The organism is Ferrovibrio sp., from assembly GCF_035304305.1.
Classification (GTDB): Bacteria; Pseudomonadota; Alphaproteobacteria; order Ferrovibrionales; family Ferrovibrionaceae; genus Ferrovibrio.
Window position 1 is genome coordinate 13,817 of the sequence record NZ_DATGQG010000132.1, and the last position, 19,011, is coordinate 32,827.

Here is a 19,011-nt window from a genome sequence, read left to right on the forward strand (position 1 = left end):
AAGGCCCGCCGCGATGCTTACACCTCGAACAGCAGGCGCTGCGGGTCTTCGATGTTTTCCTTGATCCGCACCAGGAAGCTGACCGCCTCGCGGCCGTCGATGATGCGGTGGTCGTAGGTCAGCGCCAGATACATCATCGGCCGGATCACCACCTGGCCGTTGATGGCCATCGGGCGCTCCTGGATCTTGTGCATGCCGAGGATGGCCGACTGCGGCGGGTTGATGATCGGCGTCGACATCAGCGAGCCGAACACGCCGCCGTTGGAGATGCTGAAGGTGCCGCCCTGCAGCTCGTCGATGCCGAGCTTGCCGTCACGGGCGCGCTTGCCGAAATCGGCAATCGTCTTCTCGATGGCGGCGAACGACAGCTGGTCGGCGTCGCGGATCACCGGCACGACCAGGCCGGTCGGCGTCGAGACGGCGCAGCCGATGTTGTAGTAGTTCTTGAATACGATCTCGTCGCCCTCGATCTCGGCATTCACCGCGGGGAATTCCCTCAGCGCCTGCACGGCCGCCTTCACGAAGAAGGACATGAAGCCGAGCCGCACGCCGTGCTTCTTCTCGAAGCCCTCGACATACTGCTTGCGGGCCGCCATCAGCGCTGTCATGTCGACCTCGTTGAAGGTGGTGAGCAGAGCCGCGGTGTCCTGCGCCTCCTTGAGGCGGCGGGCGATCACCTGGCGCAGCTTGGACATGCGCTGGCGCTCTTCGCGGTCGGCATTGGCGCGCGGGCCGGCCGGCACGGCAGGCTTCGCGGCCGGCTTGCCGCCGCCGGCGAGCAGATCCATGACATCGCCCTTGGTGACGCGGCCGCCCTTGCCCGAGCCCGAGACGCCCGAGACATCCACGCCCTTCTCGGCTGCCAGCTTGGCGGCGGCCGGCAGGGCCTGACCGGCGGCAGAACCGGCCTGGGTGGCGGCCGGCTGGCCGGCAGCGGCGGGCGCCGGCGCGGCGGTGTCGGGGGCCTTGGCGGCAGCAGCCGGCTTCGCGGCGGGCTTGGCGGCGCCGGCGCCGGGGGTCAGCGTCGCCAGCAGGTCGCCGACCTGCACGGTGGCGCCCTCGGCGGCCAGCACCTCGCCGAGCGTGCCGGCTTCGGGTGCGTTGACCTCGACGGTGACCTTGTCGGTCTCGAGCTCAACCAGCAGCTGGTCGCGGGCGACCGTATCGCCGGCCTTGACCGACCACTTGCCGACGGTCGCCTCCGAAATCGATTCCGCCAGCTGCGGGACGCGGATTTCAACTGCCATGATCGTACTTCCCTTCGTTTACGCCCCTCGGCCTCAGCCGATCCGCCTTCCCCGGCGGGTATTTCAGAAAAAGCCTATGCCGTCAGCGCGTCGTCAACCAGCTTGGCCTGCTGCTGGTTGTGCTTGCTCATCAGGCCGGTGGCCGGCGACGCGGCTTCGAGGCGACCGGCATACAGCGGCCGCTTCATCTTCATGTTGAGCTCGGTCAGCACGGTCTCGATATGCGGCTCGATGTAGCTCCAGGCGCCCATGTTCTTCGGCTCTTCCTGGCACCACACGACGGTCTTCGCATTCTTGTAGCGGCCCAGCTCCTTCACCAGCGCCTTGTGCGGGAAGGGATAGAGCTGCTCCACGCGCAGGATCACCGTATCCTTCATCTCGCGGCGGGCACGCTCCTCGAACAGGTCGTAATAGACCTTGCCGGTGCAGAGGATGATGCGCTTGATCTTGGCATCGTCATGCGGCGCGTCGTCCCACAGCACGCGGTGGAAGCTCGATCCCGGCCCCATCTCGCTGAGCTTGGAGACCGCCAGCTTGTGCCGCAGCAGCGACTTCGGCGTCATCAGGATCAGCGGCTTGCGGAACTTGCGGTGGATCTGCCGGCGCAGGATGTGGAAATAGTTGGCCGGCGTGGTGCAGTTCGCCACCTGCATGTTGTCTTCGGCGCAGAGCTGCAGGAAGCGTTCGAGGCGCGCCGAGCTGTGCTCCGGCCCCTGCCCCTCGTAGCCGTGCGGCAGCAGCACCGCGAGGCCCGACATGCGCATCCACTTGGCTTCGCCCGACGAGATGAACTGGTCGAACACTACCTGGGCGCCGTTGGCGAAGTCGCCGAACTGGGCTTCCCACATCACCAGCGCATTCGGCTCGGCCAGGCTGTAGCCGTATTCGTAGCCGAGCACGGCGGCTTCCGACAGCAGGCTGTCAATCACCTCGTAATTGGCCGCACCCTCGGCAATGTGGTTGAGCGGCACGTAGCGCTCTTCGGTCTGCTGGTCGTGCCAGACGCTGTGCCGCTGGCTGAAGGTGCCGCGGCCGCAATCCTGGCCCGAGAGACGGACGCCGAAGCCTTCCAGCTGCAGCGAACCGAAGGCCAGCGCCTCGGCGGTCGCCCAGTCGATGCCCTCGCCGGCCTCGATGGCGTTGCGGCGGTTCTGCACGTTGCGCGCCAGCGTCTTGTGGATGTTGAAGCCTTCCGGGACCGTCGTGATGGCGCGACCGATCCGCTTCAGCGTGTCGATCTCAACCGCCGTGGTGCCACGGCGCTCGTCGCCGGAAGCCTGCTCCAGGCCGCTCCACTTGCCCTCCAGCCAGTCGGCCTTGTTGGGCTTGAACGACTTCGACGCCTCCAGTTCCTCTTCCAGCCTGTCCTGGAAGGTGGTGACCATGGCCTCGGCATCGGCCTCGGTGATGGTGCCTTCGTCGATCAGCCGCTTGGCATAGATCTGACGCGTGGTCGGATGCGTCGCGATCGTGCGGTACATGATCGGCTGGGTGAAGGAGGGATCGTCCGTCTCGTTATGGCCGTGGCGGCGATAGCAGAACAGGTCGATGACCACGTCCTTCTTGAACTTCTGGCGGAACTCGACCGCAATCTTCGCCACGTGGGTGACGGCTTCCGGATCGTCGCCGTTGACGTGGAAGATCGGCGCCTGCACCACCTTCGCGCCGTCGGACGGATAGGGCGAGGAGCGCGAATAGGACGGATTGGTCGTGAAGCCGATCTGGTTGTTCACGATGATGTGGATGGTACCGCCGGTGCGGTAGCCGCGCAGCTCGCTGAGCGCGAAGCATTCCGCCACCACGCCCTGGCCGGCGAAGGCGGCGTCGCCGTGCAGCAGCACGGTCATCACCTGCTCGCGCTCGGTGTCGCCCATCTGGGTCTGCTTGGCGCGCGACTTGCCCAGCACCACCGGGTTGATGATCTCCAGATGCGACGGGTTGGCCGCCATCGAGAGGTGCACCTTGTTGCCGTCGAACTCGCGGTCCGACGACACGCCGAGATGGTACTTCACGTCGCCCGAACCCTGGAAATCGTCCGGGTGATAGGCCATGCCCTTGAATTCGGAGAAGATGGCGCGATAGGGCTTCGCCATCACGTTGGCCAGCATGTTGAGGCGGCCGCGATGCGGCATGCCCAGCTCGATGTCCTTCACGCCGAGCTGGCCGCCGCGCTTGATGATGGCTTCCATTGCCGGGATCAGCGCCTCGCCGCCTTCCAGGCCGAAGCGCTTGGTGCCGGTGAACTTCATGTGGCAGAAGCGCTCGAAGATCTCGCCTTCCACCAGCTTGTTCAGGATCGCCTTCTTGCCTTCCGGGGTGAAGTGGATCTCCTTGTCGCGCCCTTCGATGCGCTCCTGGATCCAAGCCTTCTGCTCCGGATGGTAGATGTGCATGAACTCGACGCCGATGGTCGAGCAGTAGGTACGGCGCAGGATGGCGAGGATCTCGCGCAGCGTCGCGGTCTCCAGCCCCAGCATGTTGTCGATGAAGATCGGCCGGTCCATGTCGGCTTCCGAGAAGCCGTAGGATTCCGGTTCCAGCTCGGGATGCTCGCCCGGCGCCTGGATGCCCAGCGGATCGAGATTCGCCTTGAGATGGCCGCGGATCCGGTAGTTGCGGATCAGCATCGCGGCGCGGATCGTGTCCAGCGCCGCGGCGCGCGCCTCGGCCGGCGAGGCGCCGCCCTTGGCCGCGCGGTCGGCCGCCTTGGCGGCCTTGCCCTGCGGGCCGAGGAGGCCTTCGTCCTCCATCGGCACCAGGGTGGTGGCCGGTGCCCAGGAGGGACGGGTCAGCGCATCGCGCGGCTGGCCGAAATCCTCGCCGAGGGCCTGGAAGAACTGGCGCCAGGACTCATCGACGCTGTTCGGGTTGGCAACGTACTTGGCATACAGCTCCTCGACGAAGGTGCTGTTGCCACCGTAGAGGAACTGCGTGCGTTCAAGCTGCGCCGTCATCGCTGTCATGGCGCCGCTTGTTAGTCGGCGCCGCCCTTTCTGCTCTGCTACTTCCCGTTCAACAGATCGACCAGCGTGGTGCCGAGCGCCGCCGGAGACTCGGAGACGCGGATACCCGCCGATCGCATGGCTTCCAGTTTGGTGTTGGCGTCGCCCTTGCCGCCCGAGATGATCGCGCCGGCATGACCCATGCGGCGGCCCGGAGGTGCGGTGCGCCCGGCGATGAAGCCGACGGTCGGCTTCTTCACCTTGCTCTTCTTGAGGAACTCGGCGGCGTCTTCCTCGGCCGAACCGCCGATCTCGCCGATCATGATGATGCACTCGGTTTCCGGATCGCCCAGGAAGAGGTCGAGCGCATCGATGAAGTTGGTGCCGTTGACCGGATCGCCGCCGATGCCGATGCAGGTGGTCTGGCCGAGGCCGGCCGCCGTGGTCTGCGCCACCGCCTCATAGGTCAGCGTGCCGGAGCGCGACACGATGCCGACCTTGCCGCGGCGATGGATGTGGCCCGGCATGATGCCGATCTTGCACTCGCCCGGCGTGATCACGCCGGGGCAGTTCGGGCCGATCAGGCGGGTCTTGGAGCCGCTCAGCGCGCGCTTGACCTTCACCATGTCCAGCACCGGGATGCCCTCGGTGATGCAGACCACCAGCGGGATCTCGGCATCGATGGCCTCGAGGATCGAGTCGGCCGCGAACGGCGGCGGCACGTAGATCACGCTGGCATTGGCGCCGGTCTTGGCGACGGCCTCGTCAACGGTATTGAAGACCGGCAGGCCGATATGCGTGGTGCCGCCCTTGCCCGGGGTGACGCCGCCGACCATCCTGGTGCCGTAGGCGATCGCCTGTTCGGTGTGGAAGGTGCCCTGGCTGCCGGTGATGCCCTGGCAGATGACCTTGGTGTCCTTGTTGACGAGAACAGCCATTTACTTGGCTCCCTTCACAGCCTTGACGACCTTCTCGGCGGCGTCGGCCAGATTGTCGGCAGAGATGATCGGCAGGCCGCTCTCGGCCATGATCTTCTTGCCCAGATCGACATTGGTGCCCTCGAGGCGGACGACCAGGGGCACGCTGAGCTTCACCTCGCGGGCCGCGGCCACCACGCCCTCGGCGATGATGTCGCAGCGCATGATGCCGCCGAAGATGTTGACCAGGATGCCCCTCACGTTGGGATCCTTGAGGATGATCTTGAAGGCCGCGGTGACGCGCTCCTTGGTGGCGCCGCCGCCGACATCGAGGAAGTTGGCCGGCTCGGAGCCGTACAGCTTGATGATGTCCATGGTCGCCATGGCGAGGCCGGCGCCGTTGACCATGCAGCCGATCTCGCCGTCCAGCTTGACGTAGTTCAGCGACCACTTGGCGGCTTCCAGCTCGGAGGCGTCCTCCTCGTCCGGATCGCGCATGTCCTCGACATCCTTGTGCCGGAACAGCGCGTTGTCGTCGAAGTTCATCTTGGCGTCGAGCGCGATCATGTCGCCGGCGCCGGTAACGACCAGCGGGTTGATCTCGACGATCGAGGCGTCAAGGCCGGTGAAGGCCTCGTACATCGCCAGCATGAACTTGGTCGCCGACTGGACCTGCTTGCCCTCCAGGCCGAGGCCGAAGGCGATCCGGCGGGCGTGATGCGGCTGCATGCCGGAGGCCGGGTCGATGGCAACCTTGAGGATCTTCTCGGGGTGCTTGGCGGCAACCTCCTCGATCTCCATGCCGCCCTCGGTGGAGGCCATCACGGTGATGCGCGAGGTGGCGCGGTCGACCAGGAAGCTCAGGTAGAGCTCGCGCTGGATGTCGCAGCCTTCCTCGACATAGAGGCGCTTGACCAGCTTGCCCTCGGGGCCGGTCTGGTGGGTCACCAGGGTCATGCCCAGCATCTTGCTGGCCTGGTCCTTCACGTCGTCCAGCGACTTGACGACCTTGACGCCGCCGCCCTTGCCGCGGCCGCCGGCATGAATCTGGGCCTTTACAACCCAGACGGGGCCGCCGAGCTGGCGGGCGACGGTCACGGCCTCGTCGGGCGAAAAGGCGACTCCGCCGCGGGGAACGGCAACGCCGTATTTCGCGAGCAGGCTTTTCGCCTGATATTCATGGATATTCATGCTGACCTTACGGGTTTCGGACCAGGGGCGAAGGCCCCGGTCATGCGGATTGCCGTTCGGGGCCGAGGTTATAGCAGCCTGCCGAAATGCCGCAACCTTTGCTCCCCGTCCCCGGGCGGGTTTTTCGACGAAAGTTCACGGACTTGCACCGGAGTCACACTTTGACGCGCGCGGCAGGGTGCGCCCCGGCCGGAGGCCCGGCTCCGGCTCAGCGTCGGCGCATCAGCTCCCGCATCTGGGCCGGCGTGTCGCCGTGGGAGAACAGCCGGAGCGGCAGCTCAGGGTTGAAGTCGAGCTGGCTGAGAGAAATCGAGGTGGTTTTGCCCTGGGCGTCGGTGACGGTCCAGCCGGCGAATTCCAGCGGCTTGTCGCCGAAGACCAGGGTCAGCTCGCCCTCCTTCGGGCGGGAGGGCTCGAACAGGGTGATGCGCAGGATGGCGGCGCCGCGCTCGACCCTGGAAATGCCGACCCCCTCGCCGAAATCCACCGTCTCGCGCAGCAGCAGGTCGAGCGGCGTGGCGCTCAGCGGGATGCGCTCGACGGATCGCAGCTCGCGGTCCTCCATGATGATGTAGGCACCGTCGGAAACGATCAGCAGCGGCACCGGCGGGTCGAACTCGAAGCGGAAGCGGCCCGGCCGCCGCAGCCAGATCTGGCCCTCGGCGGCATTGCCCTCCGGCCCGACCTGCAGGAAGCGCCCCTTCAGGGTCCGGATCTCGTTGAAATAGCCGGCCACCCGCTTGAGGTCCTCGCGGTCTTCCTGGGTCAGCCTCGCGGCCGTCTGCGCCGCTGCATAGGGCGTCGGCAGCGACAGGCTGAAGGCGGCGGCGAGCACCGCCATGGCCAGCACGAAGCGGCGGCGGTTCTGGGAGCGGTCGGGAAGGATCGATGCCATGGCCCGGGCGTACCCGTGCCCCATGGCGAAATCAAGGCCGGCAGCTTACCTTTCCGTGGCAATCCGGAGCGCCAGCGAGAGGACCCCGCATGATCGTCACCAGCACCTACAGCGTCGAAGGCCGGAAGATCACCGCCTATCTGGGCATCGTCAGCGGCGAGGCCGTGATGGGCACCAACATCTTCCGCGACTTCTTCGCCGGCATCACCGACATCCTCGGCGGCCGCTCGGGCGGCTACGAGAAGGAGCTGCGCCGGGCCAAGGCGCTGGCGCTGGAGAGCATGACCGACGAGGCGAAATCCCTTGGCGCCGATGCCGTCGTCGGCCTCGACCTGGATTACCAGTCGCTGGGCGGCAACGACCGCCAGATGCTCATGGTGGCGGCCAGCGGCACGGCGGTGAAGCTCGGCTGATCCGGGCCAGCCTCCTCCGTACAGAAGCCCGGCTGCGTTTCGGAACGACAGCCGGTCCAAAGGTCTGATGAGGCTTTGGCCATTTACACTTGAAATAGTCCGAACGTTCGATAAGCTCATTCTCTGCGCACCCGCGCCAAGGATCTTGCCATGACTCAGTCCACCCCGGCCCCCATTTCACCTATGAAAAGAACGAATATTCGTATTATTTCTAAGGTGCTGGCAAACCGCCTGCTGCTCGCTGCCGCCTTCCGGCTCGCGCCCGGCTGGGCGGCACGCCATGCCGCCTGCATGTTCCTCGTCCCGCTGCGCCGACCGGCCCCCGGTCGTTCCGGATATGTTTCACGTGAAACACCCCTGGCGGTCGAGGCGCCGTCCGGTCCTGTGGCCGCCTGGCTTTACGGCCGGCACGAGAATCCGGCCGGCGAGATCATCCTGCTGGTCCATGGCTGGGAGGATGATCATCTGAGCTGGGCGCCGCTGGCCGACCGGCTGGTACAGCGCGGCTATCGCGTGCTGACCCTGGACCTGCCCGGCCATGGCCGCTCGAAGGCGAGGCTCGCCAGCCTGCCGGTGCAGGCCGCAGCCGTGGCGGCGCTGGCCCGCGAGGCGGAGCTGCTGGGCCTGACGCCCTTCCGCGCGGTGATCGCGCATTCGCTGGGCGGAACTGCTGCCCTGCTTGCGGCCACAGAGATGGGCCTGCGGGCGGGACGCTTCGCGATCCTCGCCTCGCCGAACCATCCGAGGCTTTTCGCCGGCGCGCTGATGAAACTGTACGGGCTGAACCGCCAGCGCACGGCAAGGGCCTTCGCCGAGATCGAGCGCCTGGTCGGCCGCAGCATGGATTCGCTCTATCTGCCGCCCAAGCTGCGCCAGCTCGCGTCACCCGGCCTGATCCTGCACAGCCGCGACGACCGCACCGTGCCGCTGCGGCACAGCCAGGAGAATGCCGCCGCCTGGCCGCGGGCGGATTTCCGCGTCCTCGACGGCATCGGCCATCGCCGCCTGATGACCGATGCGGGCGTGCACGAGATGCTGCTGCATTTCGTCGAGACCGACGCGCCGGCGGATGCCTTCGGCCTCCGCACGGATGCGGCGGAGTGAGGTTTCACGTGAAACACCATGTCATGGCCAGGCAAGTCCGGCCATGACATCTGTATCCTTTACCCCTTCAGTGCCGCGGCATGATGGGCGATGTGCTCGCCGATGAAGCTGGCGATGAAATAGTAGCTGTGGTCGTAATGCGGCTGCATACGCAGGGTCAGCGGGATGCCGACCCTGGCGCAGGCGTCGACGATGAGTTCGGGCCGCAGCTGGGTCTCGAGGAATTCGTCGGCGCTGCCCTGGTCGATCAGGATCGGCCGGCTCCATCCGGTTTCGGCGGCCAGCGCCGTGGCATCGTAGCGGTTCCACGTGGAACGGTCCGGGCCGAGATAGCCGCTGAACGCCTTCTCGCCCCAGGGCACCTGGCTCGGCGCAACGATCGGCGCGAAGGCCGAGACCGAGCGGTAGCGCCCGGGATTGCGCAGGGCGCAGACCAGCGCGCCATGGCCGCCCATGGAATGGCCGAAAATGCCGCTGCGCCCCGCATCGACGGGGAAATGCTCCGCCACCAGCTTCGGCAGTTCCTCGGTGACGTAGGAATACATCCGGTAATGCTTCGACCACGGCGCCTCGATCGCATCGACATAGAAGCCGGCGCCGGAGCCGAAATCATACGCCTCGTGCTCGCCCGGCAGGTCGGTGCCGCGCGGGCTGGTATCCGGCGCCACCAGCACGACGCCGTGCTCGGCGGCATAGCGCTGCGCGCCGGCCTTGGCGGTCATGTTCTCCCAGGTGCAGGTGAGGCCGGAGAGATACCACAGTACCGGCAGCTTCGCCTTGCCTGACGCCTGCGGCGGCAGATAGACGGCGAACTCCATGCTGCAGTCGAGCACCGCCGAGCGGTGCCGCCAGACCTGTTGCTGCCCGCCGAAGCAGGCCCAGTCCCTGATGCGTTCCACGTGAAACCTCAGAAAGTGACCACGGAGCGGATCGACTTGCCCTCATGCATCAAATCAAAAGCATCGTTGATCTGTTCCAGCGGCATGACATGGGTGATCAGGTCGTCGATGTTGATCTTGCCGTCCATGTACCAGTCGACAATCTGCGGCACGTCGGAGCGCCCGCGCGCGCCGCCGAAGGCAGAGCCCTTCCAGACGCGGCCGGTGACCAGCTGGAAAGGCCGCGTCGAGATCTCGGCGCCGGACGGCGCCACGCCGATGATGATGCTCTCGCCCCAGCCCTTGTGGCAGCATTCCAGCGCCTGGCGCATCGTCTTCACGTTGCCGATGCATTCGAAGCTGTAATCGGCGCCGCCTTTGGTCAGGTTGACGAGATACGGCACCAGCTCGTCCTCCTTCATGTCCTTCGGATTGACGAAATGGGTCATGCCGAATTTCTCGGCCATCGCCCTGCGGGCCGGATTGATGTCGACGCCGACGATCATGTTGGCGCCGACCATGCGCGCGCCCTGGATGACGTTGAGGCCGATGCCACCCAGACCGAAGACCACGACATTGCTGCCCGGCGTGACCTTCGCCGTGTAGATCACCGCGCCGATGCCGGTGGTGACGCCGCAGCCGATGTAGCAGACCTTGTCGAAGGGTGCGTCCTCGCGGATCTTCGCCACCGCAATCTCCGGCAGCACGGTGTAGTTGGCGAAGGTGGACGTGCCCATGTAATGCCAGACGGTTTCGCCGCGGCAGGAAAAGCGGGAAGTGCCATCGGGCATCAGGCCCTGGCCCTGGGTGATGCGGATCGACTGGCAGAGATTGGTCTTGCGGCTGAGGCAGTATTCGCATTGCCGGCATTCCGGCGTGTAGAGCGGGATCACATGATCGCCCTTCTTCACGCTGGTCACCCCCGGACCGATATCGACCACCACGCCGGCCCCTTCATGGCCGAGAATGCAGGGAAACTTGCCTTCCGAGTCCATGCCCGAAAGCGTGTAGGCATCGGTGTGGCAGACGCCGGTTGCCCGGATCTCGACCAGCACCTCGCCGGCCTTCGGCCCCTCCAGCTTCACCGTCTCGATGGAAAGCGGCTTCTTCGCCTCGAAAGCAACGGCGGCACGCACATCCATGGGCTTCCTCCTCCCGAAAGATTTTCCAGAACGATAAAGCCCGTTTCCCGCGAAAGGAAAGGCTTGCGTCGGTGAAACCACGCAGCGCGCCATGCCCCGGGCGAAGACATGATGGCCGGAACAAGCCCGGCCATGACAGAGGAGGCACCGGTTCCGTCACGCGCAAGCCCGGGATGGCTTCCCGACTTGAGCCGGGCATGACGATCCGGGCCGTGACAATAAAAAAAGCCCGGCATCGCTGCCGGGCTTTTGCGTTTCACGTGGAACGGACGACCACGCCTATTCCGCCGCCTCGATGTTGCGGGCCAGAACCTCGCGCTTGCCGACATGGTTGGCGGCGCCGACCACGCCTTCCTTTTCCATGCGCTCCATGATGCGGGCGGCGCGGTTGTAGCCGATCTGCAGATGGCGCTGGATGAAGGAGGTCGAGGCCTTGCGCTCTCGGCAGACCAGCGCGACGGCCTGGTCGTAGAGGCTGTCTTCCTCGCCGCCCTCGCCGCCCATGCCCGGCATGCCGAACTTGGCGTCCGCATCCTCGGTGACCGCCTCGACATAGACCGGCTCGGCCTGCTCCTTCAGCACCTTCACCACACGCTCGACTTCCTCGTCCGACACGAAGGGGCCGTGGACGCGCTGGATGCGGCCGGCGCCGGGCATGAACAGCATGTCGCCCATGCCGAGCAGCTGTTCCGCGCCCTGCTCGCCCAGGATCGTGCGGCTGTCGATCTTCGACGTCACCTGGAAGGAGATGCGGGTCGGGAAGTTGGCCTTGATCGTGCCGGTAATGACGTCCACCGAGGGACGCTGGGTGGCCATGATCAGGTGGATGCCGGCGGCGCGCGCCATCTGCGCCAGCCGCTGGATCGCCGCCTCGATCTCCTTGCCCGCCACCAGCATCAGGTCGGCCAGCTCGTCGACGATGACGACGATGAAGGGCAGCGGATTGAGGTCGATCGGGCGCTCCTCGTAGACCGGCTTGCCCGCCTCGTCGAAACCGGTCTGCACGGTACGGCCGAGCGTCTCGCCCTTTGCCTTGGCCTGCGCCAGGCGCTCGTTGTAGGAGGCGATGTTGCGCACGCCGAGTTCCGACATCTTGCGATAGCGGTCCTCCATCTCGCGCACGGTCCATTTCAGCGCGACGACCGCCTTGCCCGGTTCGGTCACCACGGGCGCCAGCAGATGCGGGATGCCGTCATAGACGGAGAGTTCCAGCATCTTCGGATCGACCATGATGAAGCGGCACTGGTCCGGCGTGAGACGGTAGAGCAGCGACAGGATCATCGTGTTGATCGCCACCGACTTGCCCGAACCGGTGGTGCCGGCGACCAGCAGATGCGGCATCTTGGCGAGGTCGGCGATGATCGCCGAGCCGCCGATATCCTTGCCCAGCGCCAGCGCCAGCTTGTTCGACGGCGTCTCGAATTCCGCCGAGGACAGCAGCTCGCGCAGGTAAACCGTCTCGCGCCTGGCATTCGGCAGTTCGATGCCGATGGCATTGCGGCCCGGGATGACGGCGACGCGGGCCGACAGCGCGCTCATCGAGCGGGCGATGTCGTCGCTGAGGCCGATCACGCGGCTCGACTTGGTGCCCGGCGCGGGCTCGAGTTCGTAGAGCGTGACGACCGGGCCGGGGCGCACCTTGGTGATCTCGCCCTGGACGCCGAATTCGTTCAGCACGGATTCGAGCATCCGCGCATTCTGCTCCAGCGCATCCTCGTTGATCTTCTCGCGCGCGGAATCCGCCGGCGGCGGCTTCAGCAGCGAGAGTTCCGGCAGTTCGAATTCGCTGTCGCCGAGATTGAACGAGGTCTGCGCCTCGCGGGCGGCGCGGGTGCCGGTCTTCGGCTTCTCGATGCGGCGCGTGACGCGGCCCTCGTCGGCCTTTTTCGCGGCCGGCAGGCGCGGCAGATCGCGCTCGTCTTCGTCCTCTTCCTCGTCTTCGTCGTCATCGCCGAAGCCGGTCGGCTCGACGTAATCGTCATCCGGCTCGATGGCGCGGCGCTTCAGCACCGGTTCGCGGTCGCGCAGCACCGGCTTGTCGTCCTCGTCGTCATCGCGGGTGAACAGCGCCCTGATGCGCGCCCAGAGGCCGCCGACCACTTCCGGCGCCTCCTGGCCGGCGCGGGCCACGGCCTTGCTGCCGCGATAGAGGCCCTGCGCCGCGATGCCGGTGGTCGCCGCCGCCCCGAGACCGAGGCTGGCGCCCATGCTGCGCCATTCGCCCATGCTGAGGCCCGAGGCGAAATAGAAGGCCAGCACCGAAAAGCCGAAGCAGAGCGTCGCCGGCAGCACCGCGCTCTGCGGCATGCCGAAGGCCATGCCGGCCGGCACCAGCTGGTGATAGAGAATGAAGTCGCCCAGGATGCCGCCCAGCCCGGTGCGCAGGCTCCACACCGTCGGGACGGGCAGCGCGGCGGCAAAGCTGGAGAACAGCAGCAGAGTCAGCGGCACAAGCGCGACGTTCAGCCACCAGCGCGGCAGACCGCGATGGGAAACGATGCGGAAGCCCCACATGGCGAGCAGCAGGACCAGCAGCCAGGCCGAGAGACCGAGGGTCTGCAGCAGCACGTCGGAGATATACGCGCCCGGCAGGCCGAGCCAGTTCTGCGGCGGCAGCGGCGTGGCGTGATTGAAGTTCGGATCGGTCGGATTGAAGGTCGCCAGCGCGAGCGCCAGCAGGAAGCCCAGCCCCAGCAGCAGGATGCCCCCGCCCTCGGCCGCGCGCTGCCGCAGGAAGACGTCGAACCCGTCGGGAAAGAACCGCGTCTTCTTCCTTGCCCTGGACGCCATACCCCGCCTCGCCCTATTCGCCATCGGAACCGTTAACCATAATAACTGCAGACAGACTCCTACTGTGCCGGGTCGAATCCGCCCCAGCCTGTGAATCTAACGCCCGAGAACGTTACTGATTCGTTGAAGCGCCTCGCGGGTGGTCTCCAGATCGGCGACCAGGGCCACGCGAAGATACGGTTTTCCGGCCTTTTCGCCGCCGTTTTCCGGCCGGGTCAAATAGATGCCCGGCAGGGTGCGGATGCCCGCCTCCTCCCACAGCGTCTTCGCCACAGCCTCGGAATCCCCCACATCCAGCCAGAGGTAGAATCCGCCGGCCGGGCGGTAGAACCCGAACCGGTTGCCGATGATGCTCTGGGCGATGTCGAATTTCTGCCGGTACAGCGCCCGGTTGGCCTCGACATGGGCCTCGTCGCGCCACAGCGCGGTGGAGGCCTGCACCACCGGCATCATCAGCCCGGCGCAGCCGTAATTGCGCAGCTTGATGAAGGCTTGGGTGATTGCCGGATCGCCGGCGCAGAAGCCCGAGCGCAGGCCCGGCACGCTGGAACGCTTCGACAGCGAGTGGAAGACCACGACATTCTTCAGTGCGTCGGCGGTGATCCGCCCGCCCGAGAGCGCCATGCAGGCTTCCAGCCCGCCGGGCGGCGGCACCTGGTCGTAGATCTCGGCATAGCATTCGTCGAAGGCGACGGTGAAATCATGCTCGCGCGCCAGCTCGATCAGGCGCGTCAGGTAGTCGAGGCTCGCCACCGTACCCTGCGGATTGGCCGGCGAGCAGAGATAGACGAGCGCCGTGCGCTGCAGGATGTCGCGCGGCAGCGCGGCGAAATCGGGCAGGAAGCCGTTCTCGGCGGTGGCCGGCACGAAATACGGCTCGGCGCCGGCCGCGACCGCCGCGCCGACATAGGTCTGATAGAAGGGATTGGGCATCAGCACCAGCGGGCGCTCGCCCTTCGGCCCCTTCTTCTCCGGCACCACGACCTGCGCGATCATGAACAGGCCCTCGCGGGTGCCATTCAGCGGCACGACCTGACGCTCGGGATCGATCAGCGCTTCCGGCAGGCTGTAGCGGCGGTTCAGCCAGGCGGCGATGGCGGCGCGCAGCTCGGGGCTGCCATTGGCGGTGGGATAGCGGCTGAGCGAGGAGAGATCGGCGGTCAGCTCGGTGGTGACGAATTCCGGCATGGCATGCTGCGGCTCGCCGATCGACAGGTTCACCGGCTTGAGGTGCGGCGCCAGCGGTCTGGCATCCAGCAGCGCGCGCAGCTTGGTGAAGGGGTAGTCGGACAGCAGGTCGAGACGGGGGTTGAGCATGGCCGGTCAATGGAAAGGCCCGCGAATCGGGGCCGCAAGCAAGTTCCTGCAATCTAGAAGGGGTGAACCTGCCCGGCAAGCGCCCGCGGGACGGCATATGGACAGATTGCCAGCTGCGTCTCTACAGTGCCGGCCTCATCCTCGGGAGGATTCATGTATCGTCGTACGTTTTTCGCGATACTTGCGACTGCCGCGCTGTCGCTCACATGCTTTGCCGCTCATGCCCAGGACAAGATTGGCGTGCTGATGATCCGGCAGGCAGTGGCGGACTGACCACAAAAAAACCGGGCGGCGGACCATGAGCTTGTCCTCCCTTGCTGGCGGCCGGTAACGGCCACACCCGGGACTCCGGGACCGAAAGGACGAGGCGGGATTCACTAGCCTGTGCTAGACTGCGGCCATGAATGACGACCGCCTCGCCTCGCCCGCCTGCTCGCTTTCGGAAGCGCCGGATGCCTATCGCGGCTATCTGACGCCGGCGGAAATCGCCGCGGCGGCCGCGGCCATCGCCGCCGCACTCGAGCGGGACGGCCGCGAGGATCTGGCCAAGCAGCTTCGCGCCGCCTTTCCGTCCCTGCCGGAAGCGGAACCCGCGGGCGACATCGCCACGACGTTCAGCCAGCTGCTGCCGCGCATCGCCGATGACGGACTGCATGCGCGGCTGATCGTGATCCGCGACGCGCTCTAGCCCGCCGGATCGGGCTCGGCTTTCGGCGTATCCTGCCGGATGCGCAGCGGCGGCGCCTCGCCCTCCTTGTCGGCGCCGAACCAGACCGTCTGCTGGGGAAACGGCATCTGGATGCCGAGCTGGTCGAAGCGCGTCTTGATCCGCTTCAGGAACTCGCGCTTCACCCCCCACTGCATCGCCGGCAGGGTCTTGAAGCGCGCCTTGATCAGCACATGCGAGGGATCCAGCGCATCGACGCCGATCATCTCGAAGGGATCGAGGATGCGCGCACCCCATTCCGGCTCGGCGCGGAACTCCTCGCCCAATTCGCGCAGCGCCGCGATCACCTCGTCGATATTCTCGCGATAGGAAACGCGGATCTCGAACACCGCCTGGGCATAGCCGCGGGTCATGTTCTTGATCCGCGTCACCTCGCTGTAGGGAATCGTGTGCACGATGCCGTCGAAGTCGCGCAGCCGGATGGTGCGGATCGAGATATCCTCCACCACGCCGGCATTGCCGCCGAGATCGACGATGTCGCCGACCGCGACGGTATCTTCCGTGAGGATGAAGGTGCCGGTGATGATGTCCTTCACCAGGGTCTGGGCGCCGAAGCCGATGGCAAGGCCGACCACGCCGGCACCGGCCAGGAGCGGCGCGATGTTGAGGCCGAGCTCGGACAGCACGATCAGTCCGGCGATGACCCCGAGCACGATGGAGATCGTGCGGCGCAGCAGCGGCAGCAGGGTGCGGACCCGCGCCGAACGCGGCGTCGGCTTGCCGTCCGGCCCCGGCTGCGTGAGGTAGTATTCGATGGCGGTGGCGATCGCTTCCCACAGGGCGAGCGTGATCAGCAGCACCAGCAGGATGGTCACGGTACGCGCGACGATGCCGCGGCCGACCTCGCTGGCCAGCCAGCCGACCGTGTCGATGCCCCAGGCCTGCAGGATGGCGAAGAGGGCAACGATGTAGATCACCGTGCGGATCACGCCGAGCAGCAGCGGCAGATAGCGGTTGGCCCGCGCCTCCAGGCCGGGGAAACGCTGGCGCGTCTCCGGCCCGATCGCGAACAGGCGTCCGAAGCCCTGCTCGGCACCGAAACGCAGCACGCGCGCCGCGAACAGGATGACGATGGTGAGCAGCGTGCCGCGCAGGATGATCTCGAACCCGCCTTCGACGGCGAAGGCCCAGACCATGTAGGTCGCCGCGACATAGAGCAGCGCCAGCACGTGCCAGATGTCGCCGAGCCGGTGGCGCAGGATCCGCCATGTATGGCTGCGCTGCGGCGGCGTTTCCGTCCCGGGCGTTGCGGCGGCGGCTTCCGCCGGCGTGGCATCGCCCGCCGGAACATCGAGCGGCCGGTCGCCGCGGATGCGCGCCGCCACGGGCTGGCGGACCTGCAGGATCAGCACCGCCACCAGCGCGGTAAAGGCGAAGGCGATCAGGCGGGCAATGGTGTCGACGCCGTCGGGCGGGATGCGGACGACCTCGGCGATGCGCACCGCGGCGTAGCCGTAGATGCCGAGCGCGCTCAGCCGCCGCACCCAGAGCAGCGCGTAATGGGCGCTTTCCTCGTCCATCCGCAGCACGCGCAGCGGCTTGCCCTGGTTCAGCATCTTGTCGGCGGTGATGCCGATGGCGTAATGCGCGACAAAGGCGAGGACGACGATCTGCGCGAGCTGCCGCGTGCCGCCGCTGGATGCCAGCAGTTCCAGCATGCCGTAAGCGGTAATGGCGAAGACGGCGATCGGAACCAGCGCGACGATCGCGCGCAGGATGGTCAGCACCAGCTGCAGCCAGACCGACGGCATGACGCCGCGTGGCGTGCGCAGGGCCGCCAGCGGCCGCCGGATCGCCCAGCGGGCGAGCAGGAACAGGATGGTTGCCGACAGCAGCGTGACGCCGAGCTTGGTCAGCGCGTCGGTCCACAGCGCCCGGCGGCGCGGATCGTCGACCTGGCGCTGCGCCCATTCGGCGATGGCGGGAAGATCGGCGAACAGGGCGCCCATCGCGGCAAACGCGCTGCCGGCGCGGCGCATCTGCTCCAGCACCCCGCCGATGATGGCCTGGCTCGGATCCTCCGTGACCGTTGGCTCGGCCGGCCCGGCGTCCGCCGCATCGCGGGCCGCGGCCAGCGCGCGCAGGGTGTCGATCAGCTTCTGGCGCTCGCCCTCGTCCTGCAGCCGGTCGGCAATGGCGTTCAGCTCGGCGGCGGAAAGCGGCGCCGGCGCGGTTGCCGGCGACGAGGAGGAGTCGGCCGCAGGCTGCACCGCTGACAGCAGCGGACTCTGCGCCGTCGCAGGCAGCGCGGACAGGCAGGCGGCAAGCAGGAGGAGGAAGACGGCGAAATGCCGGGCGGCCCGGCGCGGCATCGAAGTCGTGCGGCTGTCGGTCATGACGACAAGTCTAGCCCGCAGGGCCGCGCTTGCCACCCCGGGGACGGCCATATTCCACGACATTCGCGCCGAAACATCGTGAAAATCCTGATTCGGAGCGTCGGGGACGGAAGTCCGGAGACCACTGCCTGCGCTACACGGAAGCAAGCGCCTGCCGCGCCAGATCCCGTTTCAGGCCTGCACTTCCCTCACCGCGAATGAAGGCGCCGTAATGGCCATTGCCTCTGGAGGGATGAGCCAGATGCACGAAGCGGACGCCGTCGGACAGGTACGACACAGGGTTGATTCTCGTCACCGGGCCCCGGCGCTGCGCGATAACACCCGCTAGGCTTTCGATATACGCATCGGTGTTGCCTAGCAGCAGCACCAGACGCGTTCGCGAGGGCAGCGCGACCAGATGCTCATCAACGCAGTTGTCGACGAAATGCCTGCCCGGACTTCCATACCGGAAGGCGGGCAGGACGTTGGGACTGTCGGCGGTATGGATACCCTTCTTCCGGTCCATTCCGGTAAGGGAACACCTTACCACGCTTGCGAAAGCGAAGTCGCGTTCCGACGGCTCGAACCGCCGCTCGAATTCCTGTGCGGTTTCATTCGGCAGAAGCCCTACCGCCTGAAGCACCTCCAGCACCCGGTGCCGCATGCCCTTGAAGGCGACGCGTTCAAAAGGTCCGGAGGAGAAGGCTGTGGACTGGGTGTTTCCCTTGCTGATCCCGAGCACGAGGGTATGGGGATCTGACGCGCCCCAGTGACCGGGATCCCGTATCAGCCGGAAAGGGCCACAATCCTGCATCGTGGCGGAAATGCCGGACCAGCAGCGGGAGCAGTTCATCCGCCCGTGGAAGACCAAGATTATTCTCCTGCCGTGTGAACCGACTTTGTCCCTCTCCCTGCGGCGCGCGCGAGGGGAGAATCGCCACGGACCCGCAGGTCAGCATGCAGGGGCTTGTGTATGGCCAAAATGCACGGAAAATGGTGCCCAGGGACGGAATTGAACCGCCGACACGAGGATTTTCAGTCCTCTGCTCTACCAACTGAGCTACCTGGGCCCACGCGTCTCAGGCCCTGACAGGCCGCAACGGCGCGGGGTTATAGACAAATTCCCCCACCCT

14 protein-coding genes and 1 tRNA gene are annotated in these 19,011 nt (G+C 66.5%); 3 read left to right on the plus strand and 12 right to left on the minus strand.

The genetic code is table 11. The features are described from left to right. Nucleotides 1-17 precede the first annotated feature (17 nt). From odhB to VKZ87_RS14975, 5 genes are all read right to left on the minus strand, one after another. Nucleotides 18-1,247 (minus strand): 2-oxoglutarate dehydrogenase complex dihydrolipoyllysine-residue succinyltransferase, encoded by a 1,230-nt coding sequence (odhB, locus tag VKZ87_RS14955; RefSeq protein ID WP_324222064.1) that lies wholly within the window; start codon nt 1,245-1,247, stop codon nt 18-20. Nucleotides 1,248-1,321: 74 nt separating this feature from the next. Further along, entirely contained in the window at nt 1,322-4,201 is a 2,880-nt protein-coding gene (locus VKZ87_RS14960; RefSeq protein ID WP_324222077.1) for a 2-oxoglutarate dehydrogenase E1 component, read from the minus strand. Between the two features lie 47 nt (nt 4,202-4,248). Then, on the minus strand, nt 4,249-5,127 hold the full coding sequence (sucD, locus tag VKZ87_RS14965; RefSeq protein ID WP_324222065.1) for a succinate--CoA ligase subunit alpha: 879 nt from the start codon (nt 5,125-5,127) through the stop codon (nt 4,249-4,251). After that, nucleotides 5,128-6,297, minus strand: a complete 1,170-nt coding sequence (sucC, locus tag VKZ87_RS14970; protein ID WP_324222066.1) for an ADP-forming succinate--CoA ligase subunit beta — start codon at nt 6,295-6,297, stop codon at nt 5,128-5,130. A 208-nt stretch (nt 6,298-6,505) separates the two neighbouring features. Then, the gene (locus VKZ87_RS14975; RefSeq protein WP_324222067.1) at nt 6,506-7,192 is read right to left on the minus strand and encodes an outer membrane lipoprotein carrier protein LolA; all 687 of its coding nucleotides are present in this window, start codon (nt 7,190-7,192) and stop codon (nt 6,506-6,508) included. A gap of 89 nt (nt 7,193-7,281) precedes the next feature. Here VKZ87_RS14975 and VKZ87_RS14980 point away from each other — a divergent pair, with 89 nt between their 5' ends. Next, the gene (locus VKZ87_RS14980) at nt 7,282-7,605 is read left to right on the plus strand and encodes a heavy metal-binding domain-containing protein (protein ID WP_324222068.1); all 324 of its coding nucleotides are present in this window, start codon (nt 7,282-7,284) and stop codon (nt 7,603-7,605) included. Nucleotides 7,606-7,821: 216 nt separating this feature from the next. Next, nucleotides 7,822-8,709, plus strand: a complete 888-nt coding sequence (locus tag VKZ87_RS14985) for an alpha/beta fold hydrolase (protein ID WP_324222069.1) — start codon at nt 7,822-7,824, stop codon at nt 8,707-8,709. A 59-nt stretch (nt 8,710-8,768) separates the two neighbouring features. Here the strand turns inward: VKZ87_RS14985 and fghA are convergent, their stop codons facing one another. From fghA to dapC, 4 genes are all read right to left on the minus strand, one after another. After that, nucleotides 8,769-9,608 (minus strand): S-formylglutathione hydrolase, encoded by an 840-nt coding sequence (gene fghA, locus VKZ87_RS14990; RefSeq protein WP_324222070.1) that lies wholly within the window; start codon nt 9,606-9,608, stop codon nt 8,769-8,771. 8 nt (nt 9,609-9,616) lie between these two features. Next, nucleotides 9,617-10,729 (minus strand): S-(hydroxymethyl)glutathione dehydrogenase/class III alcohol dehydrogenase, encoded by a 1,113-nt coding sequence (locus tag VKZ87_RS14995; RefSeq protein ID WP_324222071.1) that lies wholly within the window; start codon nt 10,727-10,729, stop codon nt 9,617-9,619. Nucleotides 10,730-11,008: 279 nt separating this feature from the next. Then, complete coding sequence (locus VKZ87_RS15000) at nt 11,009-13,519, minus strand: DNA translocase FtsK (protein ID WP_324222072.1); 2,511 nt, start codon at nt 13,517-13,519, stop codon at nt 11,009-11,011. A gap of 96 nt (nt 13,520-13,615) precedes the next feature. After that, nucleotides 13,616-14,836, minus strand: a complete 1,221-nt coding sequence (gene dapC, locus VKZ87_RS15005) for a succinyldiaminopimelate transaminase (protein WP_324222073.1) — start codon at nt 14,834-14,836, stop codon at nt 13,616-13,618. A gap of 400 nt (nt 14,837-15,236) precedes the next feature. On the opposite strand from dapC, the gene VKZ87_RS15010 reads away from it, so the two are divergent. Then, nucleotides 15,237-15,524, plus strand: a complete 288-nt coding sequence (locus tag VKZ87_RS15010) for a hypothetical protein (protein WP_324222074.1) — start codon at nt 15,237-15,239, stop codon at nt 15,522-15,524. Here VKZ87_RS15010 and VKZ87_RS15015 read toward each other — a convergent pair. The 3 genes from VKZ87_RS15015 to VKZ87_RS15025 all read right to left on the minus strand — a co-directional run bounded on the left by VKZ87_RS15015 (nt 15,521) and on the right by VKZ87_RS15025 (nt 18,948). Continuing rightward, nucleotides 15,521-17,899, minus strand: coding sequence for a mechanosensitive ion channel domain-containing protein (locus VKZ87_RS15015; protein WP_324222075.1), 2,379 nt, complete (start codon nt 17,897-17,899; stop codon nt 15,521-15,523). The genes VKZ87_RS15010 and VKZ87_RS15015 overlap by 4 nt on opposite strands. 133 nt (nt 17,900-18,032) lie before the next feature. Next, entirely contained in the window at nt 18,033-18,749 is a 717-nt protein-coding gene (locus tag VKZ87_RS15020; RefSeq protein WP_324222076.1) for a hypothetical protein, read from the minus strand. A gap of 123 nt (nt 18,750-18,872) precedes the next feature. Then, nucleotides 18,873-18,948: transfer RNA gene (locus VKZ87_RS15025), tRNA-Phe, on the minus strand. Nucleotides 18,949-19,011: the final 63 nt, after the last annotated feature.

Coding starts and splice junctions, on each gene's coding strand:
- sucD (WP_324222065.1), bottom strand. CDS start 5,127: ATGGCTGTTCTCGTCAACAAGGACACCAAGGTCATCTGCCAGGGCATC.
- dapC (WP_324222073.1), bottom strand. CDS start 14,836: ATGCTCAACCCCCGTCTCGACCTGCTGTCCGACTACCCCTTCACCAAG.
- VKZ87_RS15015 (WP_324222075.1), bottom strand. CDS start 17,899: ATGACCGACAGCCGCACGACTTCGATGCCGCGCCGGGCCGCCCGGCAT.
- sucC (WP_324222066.1), bottom strand. CDS start 6,297: ATGAATATCCATGAATATCAGGCGAAAAGCCTGCTCGCGAAATACGGC.
- odhB (WP_324222064.1), bottom strand. CDS start 1,247: ATGGCAGTTGAAATCCGCGTCCCGCAGCTGGCGGAATCGATTTCGGAG.
- VKZ87_RS15000 (WP_324222072.1), bottom strand. CDS start 13,519: ATGGCGTCCAGGGCAAGGAAGAAGACGCGGTTCTTTCCCGACGGGTTC.
- VKZ87_RS15010 (WP_324222074.1), top strand. CDS start 15,237: ATGAATGACGACCGCCTCGCCTCGCCCGCCTGCTCGCTTTCGGAAGCG.
- VKZ87_RS14960 (WP_324222077.1), bottom strand. CDS start 4,201: ATGACGGCGCAGCTTGAACGCACGCAGTTCCTCTACGGTGGCAACAGC.
- VKZ87_RS14975 (WP_324222067.1), bottom strand. CDS start 7,192: ATGGCATCGATCCTTCCCGACCGCTCCCAGAACCGCCGCCGCTTCGTG.
- VKZ87_RS14995 (WP_324222071.1), bottom strand. CDS start 10,729: ATGGATGTGCGTGCCGCCGTTGCTTTCGAGGCGAAGAAGCCGCTTTCC.
- VKZ87_RS14980 (WP_324222068.1), top strand. CDS start 7,282: ATGATCGTCACCAGCACCTACAGCGTCGAAGGCCGGAAGATCACCGCC.